The 20,680-nt window shown below is 59.2% G+C and carries 21 protein-coding genes and 2 pseudogenes; 8 read left to right on the top strand and 15 right to left on the bottom strand.

Annotation, left to right across the window (positions count from 1 at the left end; genetic code table 11):
* Positions 1 to 35: 35 nt before the first annotated feature.
* From HKD27_RS13120 to HKD27_RS13050, 15 genes are all read right to left on the bottom strand, one after another.
* Entirely contained in the window at positions 36 to 1,550 is a 1,515-nt protein-coding gene (locus HKD27_RS13120; protein WP_194689709.1) for a tetratricopeptide repeat protein, read from the bottom strand.
* Between the two features lie 81 nt (positions 1,551 to 1,631).
* Positions 1,632 to 2,000, bottom strand: a complete 369-nt coding sequence (locus HKD27_RS13115) for a DUF393 domain-containing protein (RefSeq protein ID WP_370544276.1) — start codon at positions 1,998 to 2,000, stop codon at positions 1,632 to 1,634.
* 7 nt (positions 2,001 to 2,007) lie between these two features.
* Positions 2,008 to 2,736 carry an SIMPL domain-containing protein gene (locus tag HKD27_RS13110; protein ID WP_194689710.1) on the bottom strand — a complete coding sequence of 243 codons (729 nt, stop codon included), beginning with the start codon at positions 2,734 to 2,736 and terminating at the stop codon, positions 2,008 to 2,010.
* Between the two features lie 44 nt (positions 2,737 to 2,780).
* The gene (locus tag HKD27_RS13105) at positions 2,781 to 3,125 is read right to left on the bottom strand and encodes a hypothetical protein (protein ID WP_194689735.1); all 345 of its coding nucleotides are present in this window, start codon (positions 3,123 to 3,125) and stop codon (positions 2,781 to 2,783) included.
* A 58-nt stretch (positions 3,126 to 3,183) separates the two neighbouring features.
* Positions 3,184 to 4,617, bottom strand: coding sequence for an ATP-binding protein (locus tag HKD27_RS13100; RefSeq protein ID WP_194689711.1), 1,434 nt, complete (start codon positions 4,615 to 4,617; stop codon positions 3,184 to 3,186).
* Positions 4,618 to 4,623: 6 nt separating this feature from the next.
* Positions 4,624 to 5,304, bottom strand: a complete 681-nt coding sequence (locus tag HKD27_RS13095; RefSeq protein ID WP_194689712.1) for a response regulator transcription factor — start codon at positions 5,302 to 5,304, stop codon at positions 4,624 to 4,626.
* Between the two features lie 100 nt (positions 5,305 to 5,404).
* Positions 5,405 to 5,623 (bottom strand): hypothetical protein, encoded by a 219-nt coding sequence (locus HKD27_RS13090; protein ID WP_194689713.1) that lies wholly within the window; start codon positions 5,621 to 5,623, stop codon positions 5,405 to 5,407.
* The gene (locus HKD27_RS13085) at positions 5,616 to 6,872 is read right to left on the bottom strand and encodes a S1C family serine protease (protein ID WP_194689714.1); all 1,257 of its coding nucleotides are present in this window, start codon (positions 6,870 to 6,872) and stop codon (positions 5,616 to 5,618) included. The genes HKD27_RS13090 and HKD27_RS13085 overlap by 8 nt, the downstream gene beginning before the upstream one ends.
* Positions 6,873 to 6,959: 87 nt before the next feature.
* Complete coding sequence (gene hrpB, locus HKD27_RS13080) at positions 6,960 to 9,479, bottom strand: ATP-dependent helicase HrpB (RefSeq protein WP_194689736.1); 2,520 nt, start codon at positions 9,477 to 9,479, stop codon at positions 6,960 to 6,962.
* 92 nt (positions 9,480 to 9,571) lie between these two features.
* Positions 9,572 to 9,778: a cold-shock protein gene (locus HKD27_RS13075; RefSeq protein WP_194689715.1), complete on the bottom strand. Its 207-nt coding sequence runs from the start codon at positions 9,776 to 9,778 to the stop codon at positions 9,572 to 9,574.
* Positions 9,779 to 10,105: 327 nt separating this feature from the next.
* Positions 10,106 to 10,936 (bottom strand): NADPH-dependent oxidoreductase, encoded by an 831-nt coding sequence (locus HKD27_RS13070; RefSeq protein ID WP_194689716.1) that lies wholly within the window; start codon positions 10,934 to 10,936, stop codon positions 10,106 to 10,108.
* Positions 10,937 to 10,959: 23 nt separating this feature from the next.
* A complete protein-coding gene (locus tag HKD27_RS13065; protein ID WP_194689717.1) occupies positions 10,960 to 11,499 on the bottom strand; it encodes an adenine phosphoribosyltransferase in 540 nt (179 codons plus the stop codon).
* A 118-nt stretch (positions 11,500 to 11,617) separates the two neighbouring features.
* The gene (locus HKD27_RS13060) at positions 11,618 to 11,962 is read right to left on the bottom strand and encodes a response regulator (RefSeq protein WP_194689718.1); all 345 of its coding nucleotides are present in this window, start codon (positions 11,960 to 11,962) and stop codon (positions 11,618 to 11,620) included.
* 13 nt (positions 11,963 to 11,975) lie between these two features.
* The gene (locus tag HKD27_RS13055; protein WP_194689719.1) at positions 11,976 to 13,244 is read right to left on the bottom strand and encodes a multidrug effflux MFS transporter; all 1,269 of its coding nucleotides are present in this window, start codon (positions 13,242 to 13,244) and stop codon (positions 11,976 to 11,978) included.
* Between the two features lie 51 nt (positions 13,245 to 13,295).
* Entirely contained in the window at positions 13,296 to 14,060 is a 765-nt protein-coding gene (locus tag HKD27_RS13050; protein WP_228518503.1) for a TVP38/TMEM64 family protein, read from the bottom strand.
* 130 nt (positions 14,061 to 14,190) lie between these two features.
* Here HKD27_RS13050 and HKD27_RS13045 point away from each other — a divergent pair, with 130 nt between their 5' ends.
* From HKD27_RS13045 to HKD27_RS13010, 8 genes and pseudogenes are all read left to right on the top strand, one after another.
* Positions 14,191 to 14,988: a PadR family transcriptional regulator gene (locus HKD27_RS13045; protein ID WP_194689720.1), complete on the top strand. Its 798-nt coding sequence runs from the start codon at positions 14,191 to 14,193 to the stop codon at positions 14,986 to 14,988.
* Between the two features lie 59 nt (positions 14,989 to 15,047).
* A complete protein-coding gene (locus HKD27_RS13040; RefSeq protein WP_194689721.1) occupies positions 15,048 to 15,425 on the top strand; it encodes a hypothetical protein in 378 nt (125 codons plus the stop codon).
* A gap of 279 nt (positions 15,426 to 15,704) precedes the next feature.
* Positions 15,705 to 16,250 carry a sterol desaturase family protein gene (locus HKD27_RS13035; RefSeq protein ID WP_194689722.1) on the top strand — a complete coding sequence of 182 codons (546 nt, stop codon included), beginning with the start codon at positions 15,705 to 15,707 and terminating at the stop codon, positions 16,248 to 16,250.
* Complete coding sequence (locus HKD27_RS13030) at positions 16,247 to 17,404, top strand: glycosyltransferase family 1 protein (protein WP_194689723.1); 1,158 nt, start codon at positions 16,247 to 16,249, stop codon at positions 17,402 to 17,404. The genes HKD27_RS13035 and HKD27_RS13030 overlap by 4 nt, the downstream gene beginning before the upstream one ends.
* Before the next feature lie 162 nt (positions 17,405 to 17,566).
* Positions 17,567 to 18,796, top strand: coding sequence for a polysaccharide biosynthesis/export family protein (locus HKD27_RS13025; protein ID WP_194689724.1), 1,230 nt, complete (start codon positions 17,567 to 17,569; stop codon positions 18,794 to 18,796).
* A gap of 176 nt (positions 18,797 to 18,972) precedes the next feature.
* Positions 18,973 to 20,295 (top strand): glycosyltransferase family 1 protein, encoded by a 1,323-nt coding sequence (locus HKD27_RS13020; protein WP_194689725.1) that lies wholly within the window; start codon positions 18,973 to 18,975, stop codon positions 20,293 to 20,295.
* 54 nt (positions 20,296 to 20,349) lie between these two features.
* Positions 20,350 to 20,564, top strand: a pseudogene (locus HKD27_RS16500) (integrase core domain-containing protein); the annotation flags it as partial.
* Between the two features lie 16 nt (positions 20,565 to 20,580).
* Positions 20,581 to 20,680 (top strand): annotated as a pseudogene (locus HKD27_RS13010) (IS5/IS1182 family transposase); the annotation flags it as partial.

The following is a 20,680-nucleotide window of genomic DNA, read 5'->3' as shown; positions in this document are numbered from 1 at the left end:
TTCGGGATCGGCCGGTTTTTTTTATGGCCTGTACCTCAGGCCGCCTCGGTTTCGAGGTTCATCCGATAGAGCGCGACGAACTGCCGGAGCAGATCTGCGATCTCGGCAACCGGGGTCTCCCAGTCCCCCGAACGGGGCTGACGGAAGATCCGCATGCTCGGATACCAAGGCGTGGTCGCGCCGGTTTCGCCCCAGCGCCAGCACGCATCGCTGCGTGAGACCATCCAGACTGGCAGACCGAGTCCGCCAGCCAGATGGACAATGGACGTATCGACACTGATGAGCAGGTCCACGCCGTAAAGCCGGGCAGCCGTATCCGCAAAATCCGTAATTCCGTCCGTGGCATCAATGACAGGCAGGCCTGTTTCGGCAATCTGGTTTTTGGGCGTGCCAAGCTGGAAACTGACAAAGCGAATGCCCTCCACATCCATCAGGGACGCAAGCTTTTCCAGCGGCACACTTCGACGCCGATCGACCTGTGAAGCCACGCGATCATGAGGACGGGGATCCCCGTTCCATACCAGCCCAACAATCAGCTCGGGCCGCTGTACATCTTTCAGAGTGCTGTGCCGAAGCGCCCCGCCCTGCCTGATCTGCTCTTCCTCGGAAACAGACAGATAGGGGCAGCCGGGAGCCGACGAAGGCGTCAGGTTCAGACGCAGTGGTACGCCGACCAGCGGGCAATGCAGATCCAGATGAAGTGACGGGTCGAGCACAGAGACAATCCGGTCGATGCCCTCCACCCTTTCCAGAAGCCTGACGAGAGGAATCGGTATCTGAACCACGACCGTGGCGCCACGCGCCTTGAGCAGAGGCATGAAACGGATAAACTGGAGCGTATCGCCATAGCCCTGTTCATGGTGAATCAGAATGGTCTTGCCACGCAGGTCTTCTCCTTCCCACTGAGGCATGAGCAGGTCCGTCCGGGGAGTCTGGCAACAGCGCCAGCGCCATTCATATTCCCGCCATCCGTCCTTGAAATTACCCACCTTCAGAAGACTGACAGCCCGACCGAAACGGCAGACACCATTTTCAGGCGCCAGAGCAACGGTCCTGTCATAATACGGCAGGGACTCCTCGCTTCGGCCAAGGCACTGAAGGGCATGGGCAATATTATTGATGGCCGGCACATGGTCGGGGCAGAGGCCATCGCCGGTTACGGCATTTTCAAGAGCTTCTTCGAAGAGCCCTTTACGGGCCTGAACAAGACTGAGATCGACGTAGTAAGGGGCTTCTTCCGGCTTCTGCTGGATCGCCACCTTCAGGGCCTGTTCCGCGCCGTCCAGATCTCCGGCTTCGAGACAGACAATCCCCAGCCGATGCCAGATCCTCGGAGCGTTGATCTCCAGATGCAGGCTCTGGAGATAAAAATGCCGGGCCTGATTCCAGTCTTTGAAACGCTCATAAAGACATCCCGCCAGAAACGCGGAATGGGGGTCCTGTGGCAGGGTCTGGACACCTTCATGCAGCTTTTCAAGTGCACCGGGGATATCGCCTGCATCCCCCAGAGCGAGAATGTCCTGCGCCAGCAAACGGAAAGAGTTGGGCATGAAGACTCCTTTTTTTCCGTCGTAGAGGACGCCTCCTAAAAAACCCTTAAAATCCTCCATTTTCCTGTCCGGCTGTACGGTTCAGCCTTCCAGTCTGCGGGTCAGGCGCTGCAACAGCGGGCGGATGCGCAGGAATTTTCCGTATCCCCATTCCAGAACGGACAGAATGACTGGATTCCGGGCAGCCAGACCAAGGGGACGCAGCAGGGGAATGGCCCGCCACATGGCGGCGAAGGCAGCAGCACCTTCATAAAGATGCCCGTCTTCCTCGGCGTGGAACCGGGCCAGCAGGGTAGCCCGGTCCAGCGGGCAGCCCTGGGCCGACTCCAGATTGATGAAGCGGATGGCGCCGCGCCGGTCCAGCCGTTTCATCAGCGCGATCTCCCGCCGGCAGAGCGGGCATCCACCGTCGAACCAGACCGTCACCATGATCCGCAACGCTCCGGCCACGGACAGTTCATGGCGACAGTTCCGCCTGCACGGAGACATTCACGCGAAGGGTCTGTTCATCCGGGCTACGCTGTGGCGGGGCAGAATCGGCCATACGGGCGGCCATGAGCATCACGGGACGCGGCCCCGGTTCCTGATAGGAAATGCGGACTTCCTTGAGACGCGCAAGGCGCAGGCCCAGGGTCTGCGCGCTCTGTTCGGCCTGGGAGCGGACCTTTTTGAGGGCTTCCGTCCGTGCTTCCTGCAGCAGGCGGTCGCGGGTGGCATCGTCCAGCGACCAGTCGAGCCCTTCCAGCATCAGGGACTGCGACTGAAGCTGTCCAGCCAGACCGAGAAGCCGCACGGAATCCTGTCCGCTGAGTTCAAGTTCCTGCCGGGCGGTCCAGCTTTTGGGAGCATGTTCGGGCGTGTTTTCATAAATGGAGTATCCCCCCGCCTTCGCCACAATTCCGTCCTGACCGCCAGCCAGCTTCATCGCAGCAGCCATCCGGGTGTTCACATCCTTCTGGGCTGCCGCGGCAGACGGGCTGTCGGACCGGACGGAAAGGCGAACCGTCAGTTCCGTTGGAACCGCATGGGCAGTGCCCATGACGCTGAAATCGAGCTGGGTGGTGTTCTGCTGCATGTCGGCTGCCTGTGCGGTGGAAAATACGCCTGTTCCGGACAGGGCGATGGGAGAAAAAGCCAGAGCAGCCGCCAGTAGTGGAACAGGCCGGGTCAGGGAAAAACGGATCATCAGGTCTCCTGAGGACAGGTGTCTTGAGGACGTCCGAAATGCCGTCAGCGCGGTTCCGGAGCGTGTTTCAGCAGGACCAACGCCCGGCGCAGGCGTTCGATCCCGGCGCGGACATGGCCCTGGGTGCAAAGAAGGTCTCCCTGCGCGCGCAGATGGCGGGCGTCTTCCATGATTCCCAGCGGGATGGCGGCGGGAGGAGCGGCCAGCCGGGTATCAACATTTTTCCGCAGGCGGGCACAGTATTCCGCGTTTTCGGACGTCACCGAAATGGCGTCGTCCGAACGTCCCGACGGCTGATGCTGCACCGGGCGCAGGACCGGTGACGCAGCCAGACAGCCGAGCAGACAGAAGGCCGGAAGAACGGTCGGTGAAGGCAGGGAGAAGCGCATCACGGATTGTCTAGCTCATTCCAGCTAAGCGCAGGGTGGGGCGCGGATGAAACTTCCGTCATCCCTTTTTCAAAACAGCCGGGACAACCGGAAGCAGGAGCGTCGCGGACAGGCCGGGCTGCCCGGTTTGCAGTTCACCGGCCTTGAGTTCCAGCGCACCGCCATGCAGGCTCATCACGGCCTGCACCAGCGAAAGGCCGAGCCCGGCTCCGGGTGTATTGCGGGCCGTTTCGGCACGGAAAAAGCGCTCCGAGGCACGGCTCAGATCGTCTTCGCTCATGCCCGGCCCCTGATCGGCGACGGTGATGGCCAGACGCTCGCCCTGCATGTCCACCGACAGGGTGATGGTAGTTCCAGGAGGCGCGAACTTGATGGCGTTGTCCAGCAGATTGGCGACGGCCTGTTGCAGCAGATGCGGATCGCCGTTGACCGGCTGGACCACCCCTGCCCTGAAATCCAGACGCAGTCCCGCATCTTCGACGGAAGCCTCGTAGAGTTCGCTCAGCCCTTCCAGCAGTGGGCGGATGTCCAGCACCGTGAAGGCGGCCCGTCTGGCCCCGGCTTCAAGCTGGGCGATTCTCAGCAGGGCTTCGAAAATCGACGTCACCCGGTCGAGATCCGTGACTGCTCGGTCGATGGCGGCATGAAGCTCCTCGGCGGACGTGGCGGTGCGGTTGGCGTCTTCAAGACGGGCGCGGGCACGGGCGATTGGCGTGCGCAGGTCGTGGGCGATGGCGTTGGAGACCTGCTTGACGCCATCCATCAGGCGATTGATCCGCTCGAGCATGGTGTTGACGGTCTGGCCCACCAGATCCGTCTCGTTGCCGGTCAGCGGGATGCGCTGGCTCAGATCGCCCTGCGCCACGGCCGCTGTGGTGCGGGCGATGGAGCGGACGACCTGCCGGAAGATCCGCCGGATCGCCAGCGCCCCACCGGCTGCCAGCAATGTCACCATGATCCAGGCCCAGATCAGCGTATCGGTCAGGACGTGCCGGACGAGCTGTCGCCCGCGGACATCACGCCCGACAATCATCCGGAAGCCCTGCGTCAGGGGGTAGGCGTGCATCTTGGCGTTGGTGCGAAAACCGTCGCGCTTGATGGCCAGTTCGTAAAACGTGTCCAGGCGGGTGATGACGACAGGCCAGCCCGGCAGGTTCCCGGCGAATTTGCGGCCGTCCGGGCCAACCAGAAGATACAGCTCGTCGTCATCGACGTTCTGGTCCAGCCGGTCCTGGATGGCGAGGCTGAGCGCGGACGGACCACCCTGAGCCCAGCGATGGGACAGGTCCACGGCATCGACTTGCACTGCGATCTCGACCTGACTGTCGAGCTGGCCGGTCGTGTTCCACCAGATGAAGGACAGGAACGCCCCGGCCGAGATCACGAAGACGAGACCGTAAGCCAAGGCAAAGTTCAGCCCGGCCGAGCGGATGGGCCAGCGCAGGCGCCGTTTCAGGAACAGTCCGAGACGGCGGACCTTGCGCCGGAACATCAGGCCTCAGTCCGCCCGCAGGATGTAGCCGGCGTTGCGGATCGTGTGGATCATGGGCCTGTCGAACGGCTTGTCCACTTTCTGGCGCAGGCGCGAGACATGTACGTCGATCACGTTGGTCTGCGGGTCGAAATGATAGTCCCACACGCGCTCGAGCAGCATGGTGCGGGTCACGACCTGCCCGGCATGGCGGATCAGGAACTCCAGCAGGCGGAACTCGCGAGGCTGAAGATCGATCTTCTCGCCGGCGCGTTTGACGGTGCGGGACAGCAGATCCATTTCGAGATCGCCAACCACAAGCCGTGTCTGCGGTGCGCTTTCGGGACGCCCACGACGGCCCAGCGCCTCGACACGCGCCAGAAGTTCGGAAAAGGCGAAGGGCTTGGTCATGTAGTCGTCGCCACCGGCCTTGAGGCCAGCGACACGCTCGTCCACATCCGCCAGCGCAGAGAGCAGCAGGACCGGCGTTGCGTTCTTCTGCCCGCGCAGGGTCTCCAGAATCCGCAGACCGTCGATGCCGCCAGGCAGCATCCGGTCCAGGATCACGACATCATAATTTTCGCTGACGGCCAGAAACAGGCCGTCCTTGCCATTATCCGCCTCATCCACGACATGCCCGGCCTCCCGCAGGCCCTTGAGCACGAAAGCACGGACTGTCGGATCGTCCTCGACCAGCAGGATACGCATCGTTGTCTTTCTTCCTTCCGAACGCAGTCTTGCCGTTCCTGCGAGGAAGAATACCGGCTTGAGAGGAGCCGTCAAAGGAGGTTGTTACAGAAAGGCGCGTCTAGCGGGGGATTGCGTTGTCAAAATCGTCCTGCCGGGCGTCGCGCAGGGAGGACGCGCTGATCGGCCCCCATGAGAACGGAGACGCTTCCGAAAGCCCGTCCCGATAGTCGCTCCGCCCCTGCGAAGGCGGGACAGGACTGCATCCGGCCAGAGCGCCCAGCACGAGAACAGCGCACAGGCCGAGGCGGATCGTTCTGCCGGGGCGCGGCTCAGTCATCCGCATCCTGCGGACGCGGGCCGATATGGATGGGCAGCGTCAGGGACTGCTTGCCGCGCTGGATGCGGAAGGTCAGGGTCATGCCCGGACGGGCCGCCGCGATACTGCGCAGGAGCATCCTTGCGCTGGTAACAGGCACGCTGTCCACCTGCTTCACGATATCACCGCGCCGCAGGCCGCCTTTCTGGGCGGGGCCGCCATTATCGACGCCCGCAATGCCGATATCGGTGTCGCCATCATCGAGCGTGATGCCGAGCCAGCCATGTTCGGCATGGCCCGTCGCCTCGATTTCCGCGACGATGGGAGCCACGATTTCGGACGGGATGCCGAAGCCGATCCCTACCGAGCCGCCAGCCGGGGTCACGATGGCGGCGTTCACGGCCACGACCTGTCCGCGCATGTTGAAGGCCGGACCGCCCGAATTACCTGGGTTGATGGGGGCGTCGAGCTGGATGAAATCATCGAGCGAGCCGATCCCCAGATCGCGCCCGACTGCCGAGACGATGCCCGCCGTGACGGAGGAGCCGAACCCGAACGGATTGCCCGCCACGAGAATCCAGTCCCCGATATCGGTCTGCTGGCTGTCGCCCCAGGTGACGTGCGGGAGCGGTTCGGGACTGTCGACCTTGATGACGGCGATATCCGTCAGCGGATCGGCGCCCAGCAGACGCGCCGGCATTTCATGCCCGTTGGAGAGCGAGACCACGACCTTGTCCGCGCCGCCCACGACATGGCGGTTTGTGACGATGATGCCGGAAGGATCGACGATGAAGCCCGATCCGGCGCCGACCATTTCTTCCTGCTGGCGCTTCATGCGGTCCCGGTAGCGCTTTTCCAGCGGGGTTCCGCGAATCTGGGGCAGGATGTGGTCGTGCCCGTCCGGACTGTTCTGGGTGATGGCGATGTTGACGACGGCCGGGATCACCTGCCGCACCAGCGGGGCGAAGCTCAGCGGGCCATATTTGACCAGAAGCGGCGGCAGAGCGGGCGCAGGAGCAGGAACCACGGCGGGCTGTGTGGGGATGCCCTGCGCGTCCGTGTTTTCGCCTGCGACCGTGCGATCGGGGATGATGGTCGGGAGCATTTTCGGCGCTGGGGCCTGCATGACCAGCGGCTTCTGCGGCTGTTCCGCAGGATGCGGGACCGGCTGCGCAGTGTTCCCATGGCCGCGCAGAGCCAGCATCAGCCCCACCGTCACGATAGTGGCTGTTCCGGCACCGATCGCAGCAGCCTGCAGGGTACGGTTCATGGGAAACAGGACAGGAACATCGTCATAGCCATGCTGCTAACACAGAATTGTTCCACATCCTAAGATCATGGCAAAGATCGCGTCGAATCAACGCCTCGGACGGGGTTTCGGGGGCTCGGCGGTCGCCGGGTCCTCGGGCCAGTCGTGACGGGGATAGCGTCCGCGCATGTCCCGGCGCATGTCGGCCCAGTTTCCTTTCCAGAATCCCGCCAGATCGGCCGTGATCGCCTGCGGACGTCCGGCCGGCGACAGCAGCGCGCATTGCAGGGCAAGCTGCCCGTCCGCGAGCTGCGGCGTCTGGGCCGTGCCATAAAAAGCCTGCGCCCGGGCGGAAACCGTGGGGACCGCGCCGGTATAATCGACGTCGTGCGTGCTGGCTTTCAGCGTCAGGCGCGGCGGGAGCTTGCGGTCCAGCGCGGCGAGATCGGCATAGTCCAGACGGGCACGAAGGATGGACAGCAGGTCCAGCGCCTTGACCTGCGACAGCCGGTCACACCCGGCCAGATAGGGCTCCAGCCAGTCGAGCGACGTTGTCAATCCGTCATCGGACAGGTCCGGCAGATGCGGCGCATAGGTCGCGCGGGCATGGGCCACGCGGGCCTGAAACTGGCGCCCGGCCTCCGTCCAGGTCAGGGCCTGCGCCAGATTCGCGGCGACCTGCTGCATCAGGAGCGTCTGCGCTTCCTCGGGGCTGATTTCGCCGTTGCGGTCCCGCAGGACCAGCGCGCCGAGACGGAGCCTGCGGCGGGCGATGATGCGGCCCGAGGTGCCATCCAGCGTCGTTTCAACCTGCTCGCGGGTCCGGTCCAGAAGAGTCTGGGGCAGGTTTTCGGCATCCAATGGGGCTGCGAGCATGACTTCCGTTGAGGTCCGCGTATGGAACGCCGCACCGGCCAGCAGCTTTTCGCGGGCCAGCGGGTCATTGGCCGAGACGCGGGCACTTCCCCCGCCTGCCAGCCGGAAACGCCCAAGTTCGCCAGCAGCCTGTGCAACACGGTCCGGGAAACCGGCGACCAGCAGCGCGCCTGCGTGGTCCGGCAGCGGTGCGAGCGGCGCGTCCCGGTCGCCCATGCGGCGTAGGAACCGTTTGGCGGACTGACGCATGTGGAACAGGCTGGCACGATCCGCGCGCGGGTCGTCGCGCTCGAATAAAGCGAGACGTGTGCGGATATCGGCGCCTGACGTATTTCCTGGGGCAGGACCGGAAGGACGGTTCGGGCGCGGACGGAGCGGATCACGCTCTTCCAGCAGCGCCGCCAGACAGGCCGCCGTTACGCGTTCCGGGAGCGTACGGGCCGCGCAGAGCATCGCGGCCAGACGCGGATGCGTGCCGAGAGACGCCATGCGCCTGCCGAGTGCCGTGATATGGTTGGCGTCATCGAGCGCGCCGAGTTCGCGGAGCAATTCGCGCCCGCCCGCCAGAACGCCCGTCGGCGGTGTGTCCAGCAGCGGCAGACTGTCCGGAGCTGTCCCCATGACCTCCTGCCAGGCGGCCGTGACAAGCGCGAAATCCGTAAGATCGGCCACGAGGATTTCCGGAGCGTCCTGCGGGCGCAGGCTACGCTGCGTCATTTCCGACCACAGGCGGATGGCGATGCCCGGAGACTGCCGCCCCGCACGGCCTGCGCGCTGGGTCGCGGTGGCGCGGGATATTTTCAGCGTTTCCAGCCGCGACAGGCCGGTGTTCGGGTCAAGACGTGGTGCCCGGCGCAGACCACCATCCACGACAATCCGCACGCCGGAGACGGTGACGGACGTCTCGGCAATGGACGTCGCCAGAACGACGCGGCGCGTATCGGACGGGGCGATGGCCCGGTCCTGATCCTCGGTGGTCTGTTCGCCATGCAGCGGAAAGACTGGAACCGTGCCCTCCAGAAGGGCCTGTGTGCGGCGGATTTCGCCCACACCGGGCAGGAAGGCGAGGATATCGCCGTCTTCTTCTGCCAGTGCCTGACGGATCGCGCGGGCGCAGGCTTCGGGCAGGTCCCGCAGATGGGGAATGTCGCGGGTGTGACGGATGTCGATGGGGTACTGGCGACCTTCGCTCTCGATCAGCGAGGCGTTCATCAGCGTCGTAAAAGCGCGGCCATCCGGCGTGGCGGACATGGCCAGAATCCGCAGGTCCGGCCGCATTTCGCGCTGCATGTCCAGACAGAATGCCAAAGCCGCATCCAGATCCAGCGAGCGCTCATGCACTTCATCGAACAGCACCGCGCCCACGCCATCGAGCAGCGGATCGGTCAGCAGGCGACGCAGGAGCAGCCCTTCGGTCACGACTTCGATGCGCGTTCTGGCGGACATGGCGGAGTCGGTACGAGTGCGGAAGCCCACGATGCCGCCCGGCTTTTCGCCCAGCGAGGACGCCATGCGCGAGGCCGCACCACGGACCGCCACGCGACGGGGCTCCACGAGAATGAGGCGCTGCGTTCCGAGCCAGGGCGCGTCCAGAAGCGCGAGCGGCGTCAGCGTCGTCTTGCCCGCCCCCGGCGGGGCGACGAGGACAGCGTTGGGCTGCGTCTCCAATACTGCCAGAAGCTCTGGCAGGATGGCCGTGACGGGGAGTTCGGGAGGAAGGGTAAAAGTCAGGGCGCGGCTCCGGCACAGCAGGTCAGAGCCGCTATTATACCGTGCGTCTGCGCGAAAGCGATGGCGTGGAAAAGTGCCTGAAACGAAAAATGGTGGCCGGAGCCACCATTTCGTCAGAGCACCTTGAGGCTTCCTGCGGACTTGCGTCCGTTGCGGCCGTCTTCAATCTCGTAAGAGACCTGCTGGCCTTCATTCAGGTTCTGCAACCCGGCTTTTTCGAGAGCAGAAATGTGAACGAAAACATCTGTGGTGCCGTCGCTGGGCTGGATAAAACCGAAGCCCTTCGTGGCGTTGAACCACTTTACTGTACCTGTCGCCATTGCAGGTCTCCTTTGATAACGCAGCTTTACGCGCAAACATTCACGTAATCAGTTTTTTCAGAGGGGGAAGGTGCGCCCGTACGGATAAGCGCAGGGCGATATTCTCCAGCCGGAAAAACAGCTGCACCCCGAATATGCCGTCAATTTCCGGCGGGACGCAAGTTCAAAATAAAACCCCCTCCGCATATTTCCCGAAAGGAAGCTCTGGGGGAATGGTTTATTTTTCAGTTCCAGTATCCACACCAAAGCCCTGAAAAAAGACGGATTTCATTTTCCTCCGACACTTTTAGCGCAGAAGGAATTTCTTTCCCGACACAGGCTTCACATTTAACGGAGCGGAAAGCCGAGCCTGTGCAACACCGTGCGGATAACGTGACGTCCACTCAGGCCTCTGAAGCTGTCCACCCGTTTTGCCACCGTTTCCGACCAGGCCCGCGAGGTCAGGCCCTGTTCCTTCTGGTAGTCGTCCGCGATGCGGTCATAGGCCGCGATTCCTTCGGCCTCGTTTTCCGTGCTGTACCGCTCGCGGTGCAGCACGACGTCCTGTCCCAGACGGGGTTTGTAGCCGTTCTGGACGGCCGGATCGGGTTTGCCGACACAGACCCCGACGACCGCGACCGAGCGCGGCGGAAGGGACAGGAGACTGGCAACCTCTTCGGGATGGTTGCGCAGGCCGCCGATATAGACTGTGCCCAGACCGAGGGATTCGAACGCGGTCACGGCGTTCTGGGCGGCAATCCCGGTATCGAGCGTCGCCATGAGGAAGACTTCTTCATAGTCGAGCGCCTCATGCCCCATCCCTGCCCGATCGGCGATCCGCTCCAGCCGGGCCAGATCGACGATCCAGGCCAGGAACAGGGGTGCAACCTCGATATGCTTCTGGTTGCCGCACAGCTCCGCCAGTCGGGCCCGCGTTTCCGGGTTTTCGACGGCCACGACGGACCAGACCTGAAGATTGCTGGACGTAGCGGCGGAGGATGCCGCGGCAATACCGGCTTCCAGCGTGCCTTCCGGCAGGGCGTCAGGCAGATAGGCCCGGACCGAATGATGCGACAGCAGCAGGTCGAGCACCGCGTTGTCCGGCAGGGTTTTCGGCGCCGGTGTGCGGTACCGTGTCTGCCACAGCGTGGAAATCCGTTCGGAAGAGGTGCCCGACATCTGATTTTTCCTTGTTCGTCGCCTTAGTCGTCGTATGTCATCAGAGCGTTCAGGGGAACGTCCAGTTTCTCGCGGCCCTTCAGGCCCGCCAGTTCGATGAGCACGGACGCGCCCACAACTTCGGCACCGACCTTGCGCAGAAGATCAATGGACGCTGCCAGCGTGCCGCCCGTTGCCAGAAGATCGTCCAGAACCACGACGCGCTGGCCCGGCTTGATGGCATCGGCCTGGATATGCAGTTCGTCTTCGCCGTATTCGAGGCCGTATTTCAGGGAAATGGTCTTGCCCGGAAGCTTGCCCGGCTTGCGGAGCATCGTGAAACCGCAGCCCAGACGCAGGGCCAGCGGTGCGGCCGTCAGGAAGCCGCGACTTTCGATGCCGGCCAGGATGTCCGGCTGCCAGGCGGCGATCACGCGGGCCAGACGGGCAGTGGCGACCTGCCAGGCGTCAGGCGAGCGGATCAGGGTCGAGATATCGTAGAACAGGATGCCCGGCTTCGGAAAATCCGGAATCTCGCGAATGTAGTTCTTGAGATCGAGGGGCTGGGGATCCTGAAACGACATGGCGGCACTGCTTTCATCTGGTCATGGCAAACAGCGCGGCATGTAGGGGAGTCTCCCCCCCAACTCAACCCCTGTCCTCAAGCCCGGATTGCGCCTCGATTACGACCAAGGCCTGACTCTATACCTGACTCCGGGCCTGTGCGATGGCTGCGAGAAGCCCTGCCCTGCGGAACGGTTTGGGCAGGACGGCCATACCCCGCGGGGCCATATCGCTTTCTTCGTAGTCCCCCGACATGAGCACAACGGCCATCTGCGGGCGGCGCTCGCGCAGCAGATGCGCGATTTCCAGCCCGTTCTGCGCACCGGGCAGGTTGAGATCCGTCACCAGAAGATCCGGCGCCTCATCCCCTTCCAGCGCTGATACACCGTCCAGGACATGGCGCACGGTCCAGCCTTCGCGCACCAGAACCGTCTCGACCACCAGTGCGATGGCGGCATCGTCTTCAACCAGAAGGGCTTTCATGATGGATATTTCCTCAGGAGTGGTTCGACGGTTCTGCCACGGCAGGCAGGTTGGGACGCAGCAGGGCGAACCCCATGGCCGCGGCAAAGGCAAGGCACATGAAGATCGCCATGGGGACGGCCGTTCCGGACGGCATCAGCCCGAACAACGCGCTCGCCACGGCGCCGAAAAGATACTGCATTGTCCCTGCGAGCGCCGAGGCCGAACCGGCACGGTCGGACTGTTCGGACAGGACGCCCACCATGGAGTTCGGGCCGATGATGCCCGTCGGTCCCATCGTGATGATGAGCGCGACGATGAGTGGCCACAGGAACATCGCCTTGATGTGCCCCTGCGGATCGAGGTCATAGTTCGAGACCAGTGCCAGCAGCAGCAGGATGGCACAGCCTGCCAGACTGACGCCCAGCGCGGAGAACAGCATCCGGCCTGTACTGACGCGCCCGACAAGCTGTCCGTTGATGGCCGACGCACCGATCATACAGATCGCGAACAGGCCGAAGAGCATGCCGTAATGGAACGGCGACATGCCAAAGACGTCCTCGAACAGCATGGGAGCCGCCGTCAGATAGGTGAAGGTCACGAAGCCCAGGAAGCTCCAGACCAGACCGTTCGTGATGAAACTGCGCGTCCGCAGGATATAGATGTAACGTTCGATGATGGAGATGGGGCGCAGGTCCCGCCGGTCTTCCGGAGCAAGCGTCTCGGGGAAGATCGTCATCAGCAGGAGGGTACAGATCCCGCCATAGACAGCCGTAGCCCAGAAAATGACGCGCCAGTCCACGAATTTGAGCGCAAATCCCCCCAGCATGGGAGCAAGAATCGGCACCGTGCCCTGAATGACGATCAGACGGGACATCATTTTCGACGAGGCATCGCCTTCCGTCAGGTCTCGGATACAGGCATTCGGCACCACGAGTCCGGCCGAAGCCATGATGGCGGAGAAGACACGGCAGATACACAGGAACGTCATGCTCGGTGCCAGCGCACAACCGATCTCGCCCAGCGTATAGCCGAGCATGCCGAGCAGCAGCGGCCAGCGGCGACCGAAGCGGTCCGAGATCGGGCCGATGGTGATCTGTCCGATGGCCAACCCGATCACCCAGGCCGCCATCGTGGCACTTCCCGAACCTGCGGCCGTATGAAGCTGACGCTCCATTTCAGGCAGGGCCGGCAGATAGACATCCGTCGAGACCGGCCCGACAGCCGTAAAGATTCCCAGCAGAACCGGCAGCCATGCGGGCAGGGGATCTCCCCGCCTGAATGTCATGTTCTGATCTGTCATGCGCGTCTGCCTGTTCACTTCAGGTTTCGGAGTGGTGGTCTGATGCCGTGTTCAGGAGGCATCGGCCCGATCATGCGTCTGGCCATGCTGCCGGAGCAGAATGGCACCCAGCACACCCGACACGACGAACAGGATTCCCGCAAGCCCCAACTGAAGGACATGCCCGATCCGCGTCCCGGAGCCGACCAGCACGAAGATCAGGGTCTGCGGGAGCCCTCCCAGGAATGTCGCGACCGAAAATGGCAGCAGCGGCAGCTCGAACAGTCCCGCCGCCGTCGAGACCAGCAGGGCGGATCCCACCGGCATCAGGCGCAGCGTCAGAACCGCCCGGAAAGGCTTGGCGTGGAGCGTCCGTGCCAGGGCGGCGTAGTCCGCCTGCAGTCTGTCATGCAGCCGCGCCCGGAACGCCGCGGGAGCGAGTGCGCGCGCCCATCCATAGGCCAGAACCGCCCCCAGCATATAGGCCAGCGAACACAGGACAAGGCCGCCCCACAGTCCGAATGCCAGTCCGGCCGCCACGCAGAGCGCCTGTCGCGGCAGTCCACACGCGCTGTAGGGCACGGCCAGCAGCAGGAACCAGAGCGGCGCGCCCGGCGTCTCGTGCCAGTGCGGCGCGTTTTCCAGCAGGTGATGAATGAAGGGCAGGCGCTGAAGGGCTGCCACCAGTACCAGCATCGCGCCGATCGTCAGGGCCGCGCGCCAAGGGACGAACTGTCGCAGCGTGCGACGCAGTTCCGGATCAGGGGGAAGAGGAATCGGGCTACCCATCCCTGCCCGATACCAGCCGGAGCGCCCTTCGGCTACGGCCCGGACCATAAACAGCATTTCATGCCTGCACCGGGGGGGCCGGAACAAGGGCCGGGAAAAAAATTGGCCCACTATCTTTTTCTCTTGAAGATATATCTTAAGATGCTATATCGTTCGATATATCGAATAGGAGAACATAATGTTCAAACACAAGACTGACCGCTTCAACACAGACCGTCCGGATGCCGGACAGCGCCCCCATCGCGGCCATCGCCGCGGTTTCTTCCGCATGGGAGGCCCCGTCGCAGAAGGCGCAGAACAGGGCCAGGGCCCCAACAAAGACCGCGGGCGCGGTGAAGGCGGTTTCGGCCGTCGGCATGGCGGACGTGGCGGCGGAATGGGCGGCGGAATGCGGGGTGGCCGTTTCGGCAAAGGCTTTGGCGGTGATCTGGGAGGCGAAGGCTTCACACGCGGACGCAAGCTGACGGCCGATGAGCTTCAACTCGTCATCCTCGCACTGCTCGCCGAAGCGCCTGCCCATGGCTATGAGCTGATCCGGCGCCTCGAAGAGCGGTCCGGTGGCTTCTACAAGCCCAGCCCTGGCGTGATCTACCCGTCCCTCACCTATCTGGAAGAGACCGGTCTTGCCGCCGTCATCCAGGAAGGCAACCGCAAGCTCTACAGCCTGACGGAAGAGGGAAAAGCGCATCATGAAGCCAACAAGGCTGAAGCAGCCCGCATCCTCGACATCATGAGCCGGATCGGTGCCCGCATGGCCGATGTCCGCGAAGCCTTTACCGGCATCAACGACCTCGACCCGACGCTGGGGCAGGAATTTCATGATGCAAGGTTCGCTCTGAAGGCCGCCCTGAAGTCCCGCCGTGGCGCGGATGCGAACGAACTGCGGCGGATCGTGGCCATCCTGCGCCGTGCCGCTGCGGAAATCGGCGCCCCGGCTGCTGACGAGGCGTCTTCGGAAAATGCTCCGGCCGAATAAGGCGGGGAACACTGGAGCACCTCTCCCAACGGACGTCACAATGCCGTAAAGGATGGGCCATGATCGTTCAGGACCATCCCCATTTCTGCAACATGCCCGAGGACATGCGGTATTACCGGCCGGAGCATTTCGGAGAAGGATTCATCGAGAAATCGATGGTCTTTCTTCTGCCTGAACGGCTGAAGAAGTTCCGGCGCAACCTGTGGCATGTGCGGCGCAATCCCGGGGACGATGCGGTCTATATGCCGCTGTTCCGGGTAAATTGCATCCTGCCGTCCGAACCCGCGCCGACCGGACTTCAGGGGCCATTCGACGTCTATCCCTTCTATACCCGCACCACGAAAACCCGCAGCCGCGAACTGGACTACTATGTTCTGTTCATCTTCCGAGACCGTATGTCCTGGATGCGCTGCAAGGCACTTCTGGAAAAATCCTAACGATCTTCGAGATTTTTTTGAATCCGGGGCTAGATTTCACAATCTTGCGACTGATTTCTGACCCGATTTTTCCTGCAACGAAGTGAGAGGAAAAGCGCTTTGTATCAAGGCTCCAAGGCTCTATTCCAATTTTACTTACGCACGATCTGCCGTTAGAGTTGAGAAGATTGATTTTCATCTAAGGCGCAGTAGGCGTTTGCGGGCATATTGCAGAAGGGATCAGGTATCGAGATGTCCGTAAGGCTTTTTCAAAACCGTTGGTTGGAACTGTTGACGTTCATGCCAATGAAGATATTCCTGCCGTTCTGGGCGCTTATACTGACCTTGGTTATCTATAATACTTTACCCATGCCTGCTTGCCAGTTTTTGGAAATGGTTTTCCTGGGTTTTCTGGTCTGGAGCGTTATAGAATATCTGGGGCATCGTTTTCTTTTTCATCTGGAGCTGAAATCTGCTTTTGGCCAGCATCTGATCTTTGTCATCCATGGCAATCATCATGACCTGCCCTCAGATCCCCTCCGCAATATGCTCCCCCTGAACGTGACGGTTCCAATTGCGGCAGTTCTGTGGTTCGGAGCCGTTTCGCTTTTCCATCAGAATGGAAAGGCGATCTTTCTGGGATTTCTGCTGGGCTATGTCGGATATGACTTCATCCACTATGCCTGCCATCAGTTTCCCATGAAAAAATGGCCGTTCTTCCGCCTTCTGCACCGGCATCACATGCTGCATCACTATGCGAACCCGGATCGTAATTTCGCAGTGACAGCAATTTTTTGGGACCGCATTTGCGGCACCAAAAGCGAAAAACGCCGCCAGTCCCAATGATGCGGATCTGCTTCGACACCCGCAGCACGGGGCGTCCGGGAGGAACGGGCGTAGCAACCTACGCACGAATGTTGGAAAAGGCCTGTGAGGCCGAAGGGCTTGAGCATTCCCTGCTTCTGGATCTGCAGCAAGACAGTCCGGCCCTAAACCCCCATTCTTTCCCGCGTCAGATGCTGCGGCTACTAAGGGCCGGTTTCTCAGAACGGGCCGTTCAAAGGGACAGAATGAACTATCAGGTCCACGATCTGTACCGTACCGCCACGGTTCGCAGCAGAACCTGGCACAAAATGACCTATCTGGAGAGTCGGGATCCTCCCTCTGTCATGCACTGGACCTATCCACTTCCATTAATGTGGAAAAACACCAGGAATGTTGTTACCGTCCACGATATCATTCCTATTCTACGCCCTGAATACGGCAATTTTTCCACATCGGAAATGAAGCGCCTTGTGCTCCAGTGCTGTGAGCAGGCAGACGGTATCGTAACCGTATCCCAAGCCGTCCAGACAGACCTGATTTCTGAACTGGGGATTGCAAAAGAAAAAATCACCCTTCTGCCTCAGGCAGTTGGATTCTCGGACCAAGAACTCCAGGAAGCCAGATATACTCAACCCCCGTGCCCCCCCGGTGGCTTCTTATATTTTGGCTCCATCGAGAAACGCAAAAATATTGGTCGTATTATTACTGCCCATGGATTGTCACAAACCAGCCGCCCTTTGACTCTCATTGGCAACCATGGCTTCGATGCCAAGGCCGAACTTGCCGCTCTTCACATCCACCCGAGACCCGAGTTGGTCCATCTGATCCCATGGTGCTCCCGAAGAGCCCTTATCAAAGCGATTCAGGAAGCCCGTGCTGTTGTTTACCCCTCCCTGGCAGAAGGTTTCGGGTTGCCGATCATCGAAGCCATGATGTTGGGTACTCCAGTCATAACCAGCCTCGGACATGCCACAGAAGAAATTGCTCAACAGGCCGCACTTTTGGTCTCTCCCGTGGATGTGAAGGAAATAAGTGAAGCCATGCACACAATTGGCACAAATGATCTTCTATATGATTCTTTAATCAAGGCTGGATTTATGCGGGCAGAGGCTTTTCAATTTCCATCTTACGCTCGGAAAATCGGAAATTTTTACAGAAATTTTATACAAAATTGATTTTTTTCTTTAAAAATTTTCTGGGAACACTTCCACACAGAAAGATTTTTCCAGTAAAAAGCCCCATCCTGTTTGAAAGCCTCTCCTGTGATATCCTGTAGGGTATTCACATCAGGCAGTTCGATTGCGCCACCTAACCTGTTCGGGAAAGCCGACTTCTCTATGCCGATTGCTCTTTCCTCATCGTTCAGTTCCGCCAAGCGCCTGCCTACACTACTCTCCCTGATGACATTGATAGGAGTGGCAGGATGCAGCGCTCTTCCTGAAAGCGCACCGACAGAAAGCGGCGTTCTTGCATCCGCAAAAAATCCGAATAAGAACCCGCTTGGGTATCAGATCGTTCCGATCACACCACAAGCAACAGATATCCTCGCATCTGAGGTGCCTCCTCTGATTTCCACCCTTGATGGAAGTGGAGCAACATATTTCCATAATGATCGGATCGGCCCAGGAGACGTCCTCACCATCACCATATTTGAATTGGGAAGTGGGCTTTTTTCTCCTGACGGTGGCGCGACTGCAGAAGTTGACGGCGCAAGCAGCAGGGCCGTTTCAGGTGGAATTACCGCAGGCGTTACCCATCAAAGTCTCCCCCCCACCCAAGTGGAGGCTGATGGTACCATCGCTATTCCTTTTGTCGGACGCCTTACTGTTTCTGGTGTTACGCCTCAAGTAGTAGCGGAACAAATTCGAGAAAAACTCAAAGGAAAGTCACAGAACCCACAGGTCATGGTACGAATCTCCAATGATATTGCGAATACAGTGATTGTCTCTGGAGAAGTACATCGCCCGGGCCGCATTGTTCTAAGCACCGCAGAAGAGCGGTTGTCTGACTTGGTTGCCATTGCGGGTGGTGCCCTTTATCCTCCAGAAGATACTCATGTCTCCCTCGTAAGAGGCGAACGGACAGGCAGCACTGATCTGGGCACACTGGAATCGCATCCATATGAAGATATTCGGGCGCATCCAGGCGACAGAATCCATGTCATTTATCAGCCCCGAACCTATACGGTTTTTGGTGCTACAGGGACTACTGTAGCAGAAATCCCATTCAAATCCCCTAACCTGTCTCTTGCTGAAGCCGTAGCCCGTGTCGGTGGTCCAAATGATAACCGTGCCGATCCAAACGCTATTTTTCTATTCCGGTTTGAAGATTCTGTTGCCTCCAAACAACTGCACCTGACAACCATTGCTACGGCATTGGGAACACCAGTTGTTTATAAAATCGACATGATGGATCCAACGAATTATTTACTCTCCCAGAGAATTCCCATGAAAAATAAAGACGTGATACTCATTGCAAATGCAAAAACTGGTAGATTTTATAAATTCAATCAGTTGATTAGCACTCTTATTAGCCCAGCAATTACGGCCGCATGGATTGCGAAATAAATACATCCTAAAATCATAGTATTTATAGAAATTAATCATAAATTACGATATTTATATACAATATTTATGTAAATTTTATAATTTATTCATGAAACAATAAAGCCTCTTGAGATTTTTTTAAAATGGGCGCACGCCAACCATCTCTGCTTTAACTACAGTCCGGATCTAATAGCTTCATGACAGATTCCTCTTCTCTGCGCATCGGTATCGACGGCTTCAACCTCGCCATGGCTCGAGGAACAGGTGTTGCCACCTATGCGCGCACACTTAGTCATTGCCTGGAGCAGATGGGACATCCAGTGGATGTGCTTTATGGAATGGACATCACACGTTATATGTCACCAGCCCTTCGCGAAGTCATGTTCTTTGATAGACTGGGTCAGGACACCCCTCAACGAAGAACAAAGTTCTTTTCAGCACGCTGGTGGCAGAACCGCCGCGCCGATCTTCTGGGAGAAGAGGCCGTAACCATTCCAATTTCCGGTCGTGTAGAGGCGCGGAGTTTCATTTCCCGACTACCTGCATATGATCGTCTTTTTAATGCCCCATTTCTATTCGAAAGGGCAGCTAAGCGCTATAAAATATTCAAGCGCTTTACGAGCGTAAGTATTCCTAATCCTCCCCAGATTATGCATTGGACTTATCCGCTTCCGATTTATCTAAAAGGCGCGATCAATATCTATACGATGCATGATCTTGTACCCTTACGACTACCTTATACGACATTGGATGATAAAAGTTATTACTCAAGATTGATTGCCGATCTCTGCAAAAAAGCAGATGGGATCTGTACAGTTTCGGAAGCATCCCGCAATGATATCATCAATTTTCATCCAGAAGCTGCCACTAAAATATACAACACTTACCAATCAGTGCACCCCAACCAAAATGTCATCAATCTGTCGCCTGCCCTTGTGGAAAAGGAAATCGAAGGTGCTTTTGGGTTAAAAACTGATTCTTATTTTCTATTTTTTGGATCTTTTGAACCCAAGAAAAATATCGGAAGGATTATTGAAGGCTTTTTGGAAGCTGAGACACAACGAAAACTTATCCTTGTTGGCGCTATGGCATGGAAATCAGAACAAGAAGTCCGTTTTCTTGAAAGAGGCCTCCAATTAAATCGTATCATGAAAATAGACTATCTTCCTGAAACGTTGTTAGGCGCGCTGATCCGCGGAGCCAGAGCTGTACTTTTCCCATCCTTGAGCGAAGGCTTTGGACTGCCGGTTCTAGAAGCCATGGCCCTTGGAACCGCAACCCTCACATCAAAAGAAGGCGCATTGAGAGAAGTCGCAGGCAATAATGCGGTTTTAGTAGATCCTTATGATATTTCAGATATTACATCTGGAATTGAAAAACTCGACAGTGACGACGAACTATGTGCCAAGCTCGCGCACGAAGGTCCTCTTCAGGCGGCCAATTTTGACATGCCGCATTATGCAAAACGTCTAGAATTAATGTATGAAAAAATTTTTCCTGATTACGCCCCAAAAAAATAATCTCTGCAGCAGAAGAACCAATTCGAAGTAGGAAATCAAAACCCAAACAATCGGAGGTCGTTGAAATACGAATGCGTCTATTTGCACGCGTTCGAGACCGGATCGGGCTTGCCGGATGGATCGTCCATTACAATGGACAGCGTCCGCACTCGGCACTGGCTGGACACACGCCCGATGGGGCGTATCATGACGTGCCGAGGACATCTGGAGGGTTCGAAGAACCCTCTGGTTTTGAGGGTTCCTCTGTGATTCCATTTCCCCTGAGTTGATTGGGGCTGATGGAAGATGAAGCAGCCCGGTTTCTTTGATGTTGAGGAGCGGCTGGCGCGTCTGAGCGGTCTTGGTGATCAACTTGAAGCCTTTTCCCGGGCTGTGGATTTTGAAG

The sequence above is a fragment of the Gluconobacter sp. R75690 genome, from assembly GCF_015244525.1.
Classification (GTDB): Bacteria; Pseudomonadota; Alphaproteobacteria; order Acetobacterales; family Acetobacteraceae; genus Gluconobacter; species Gluconobacter potus.
The sequence above is the reverse complement of the archived record's forward strand: the minus strand, read 5'-3'. Positions and strand labels throughout refer to the sequence as shown.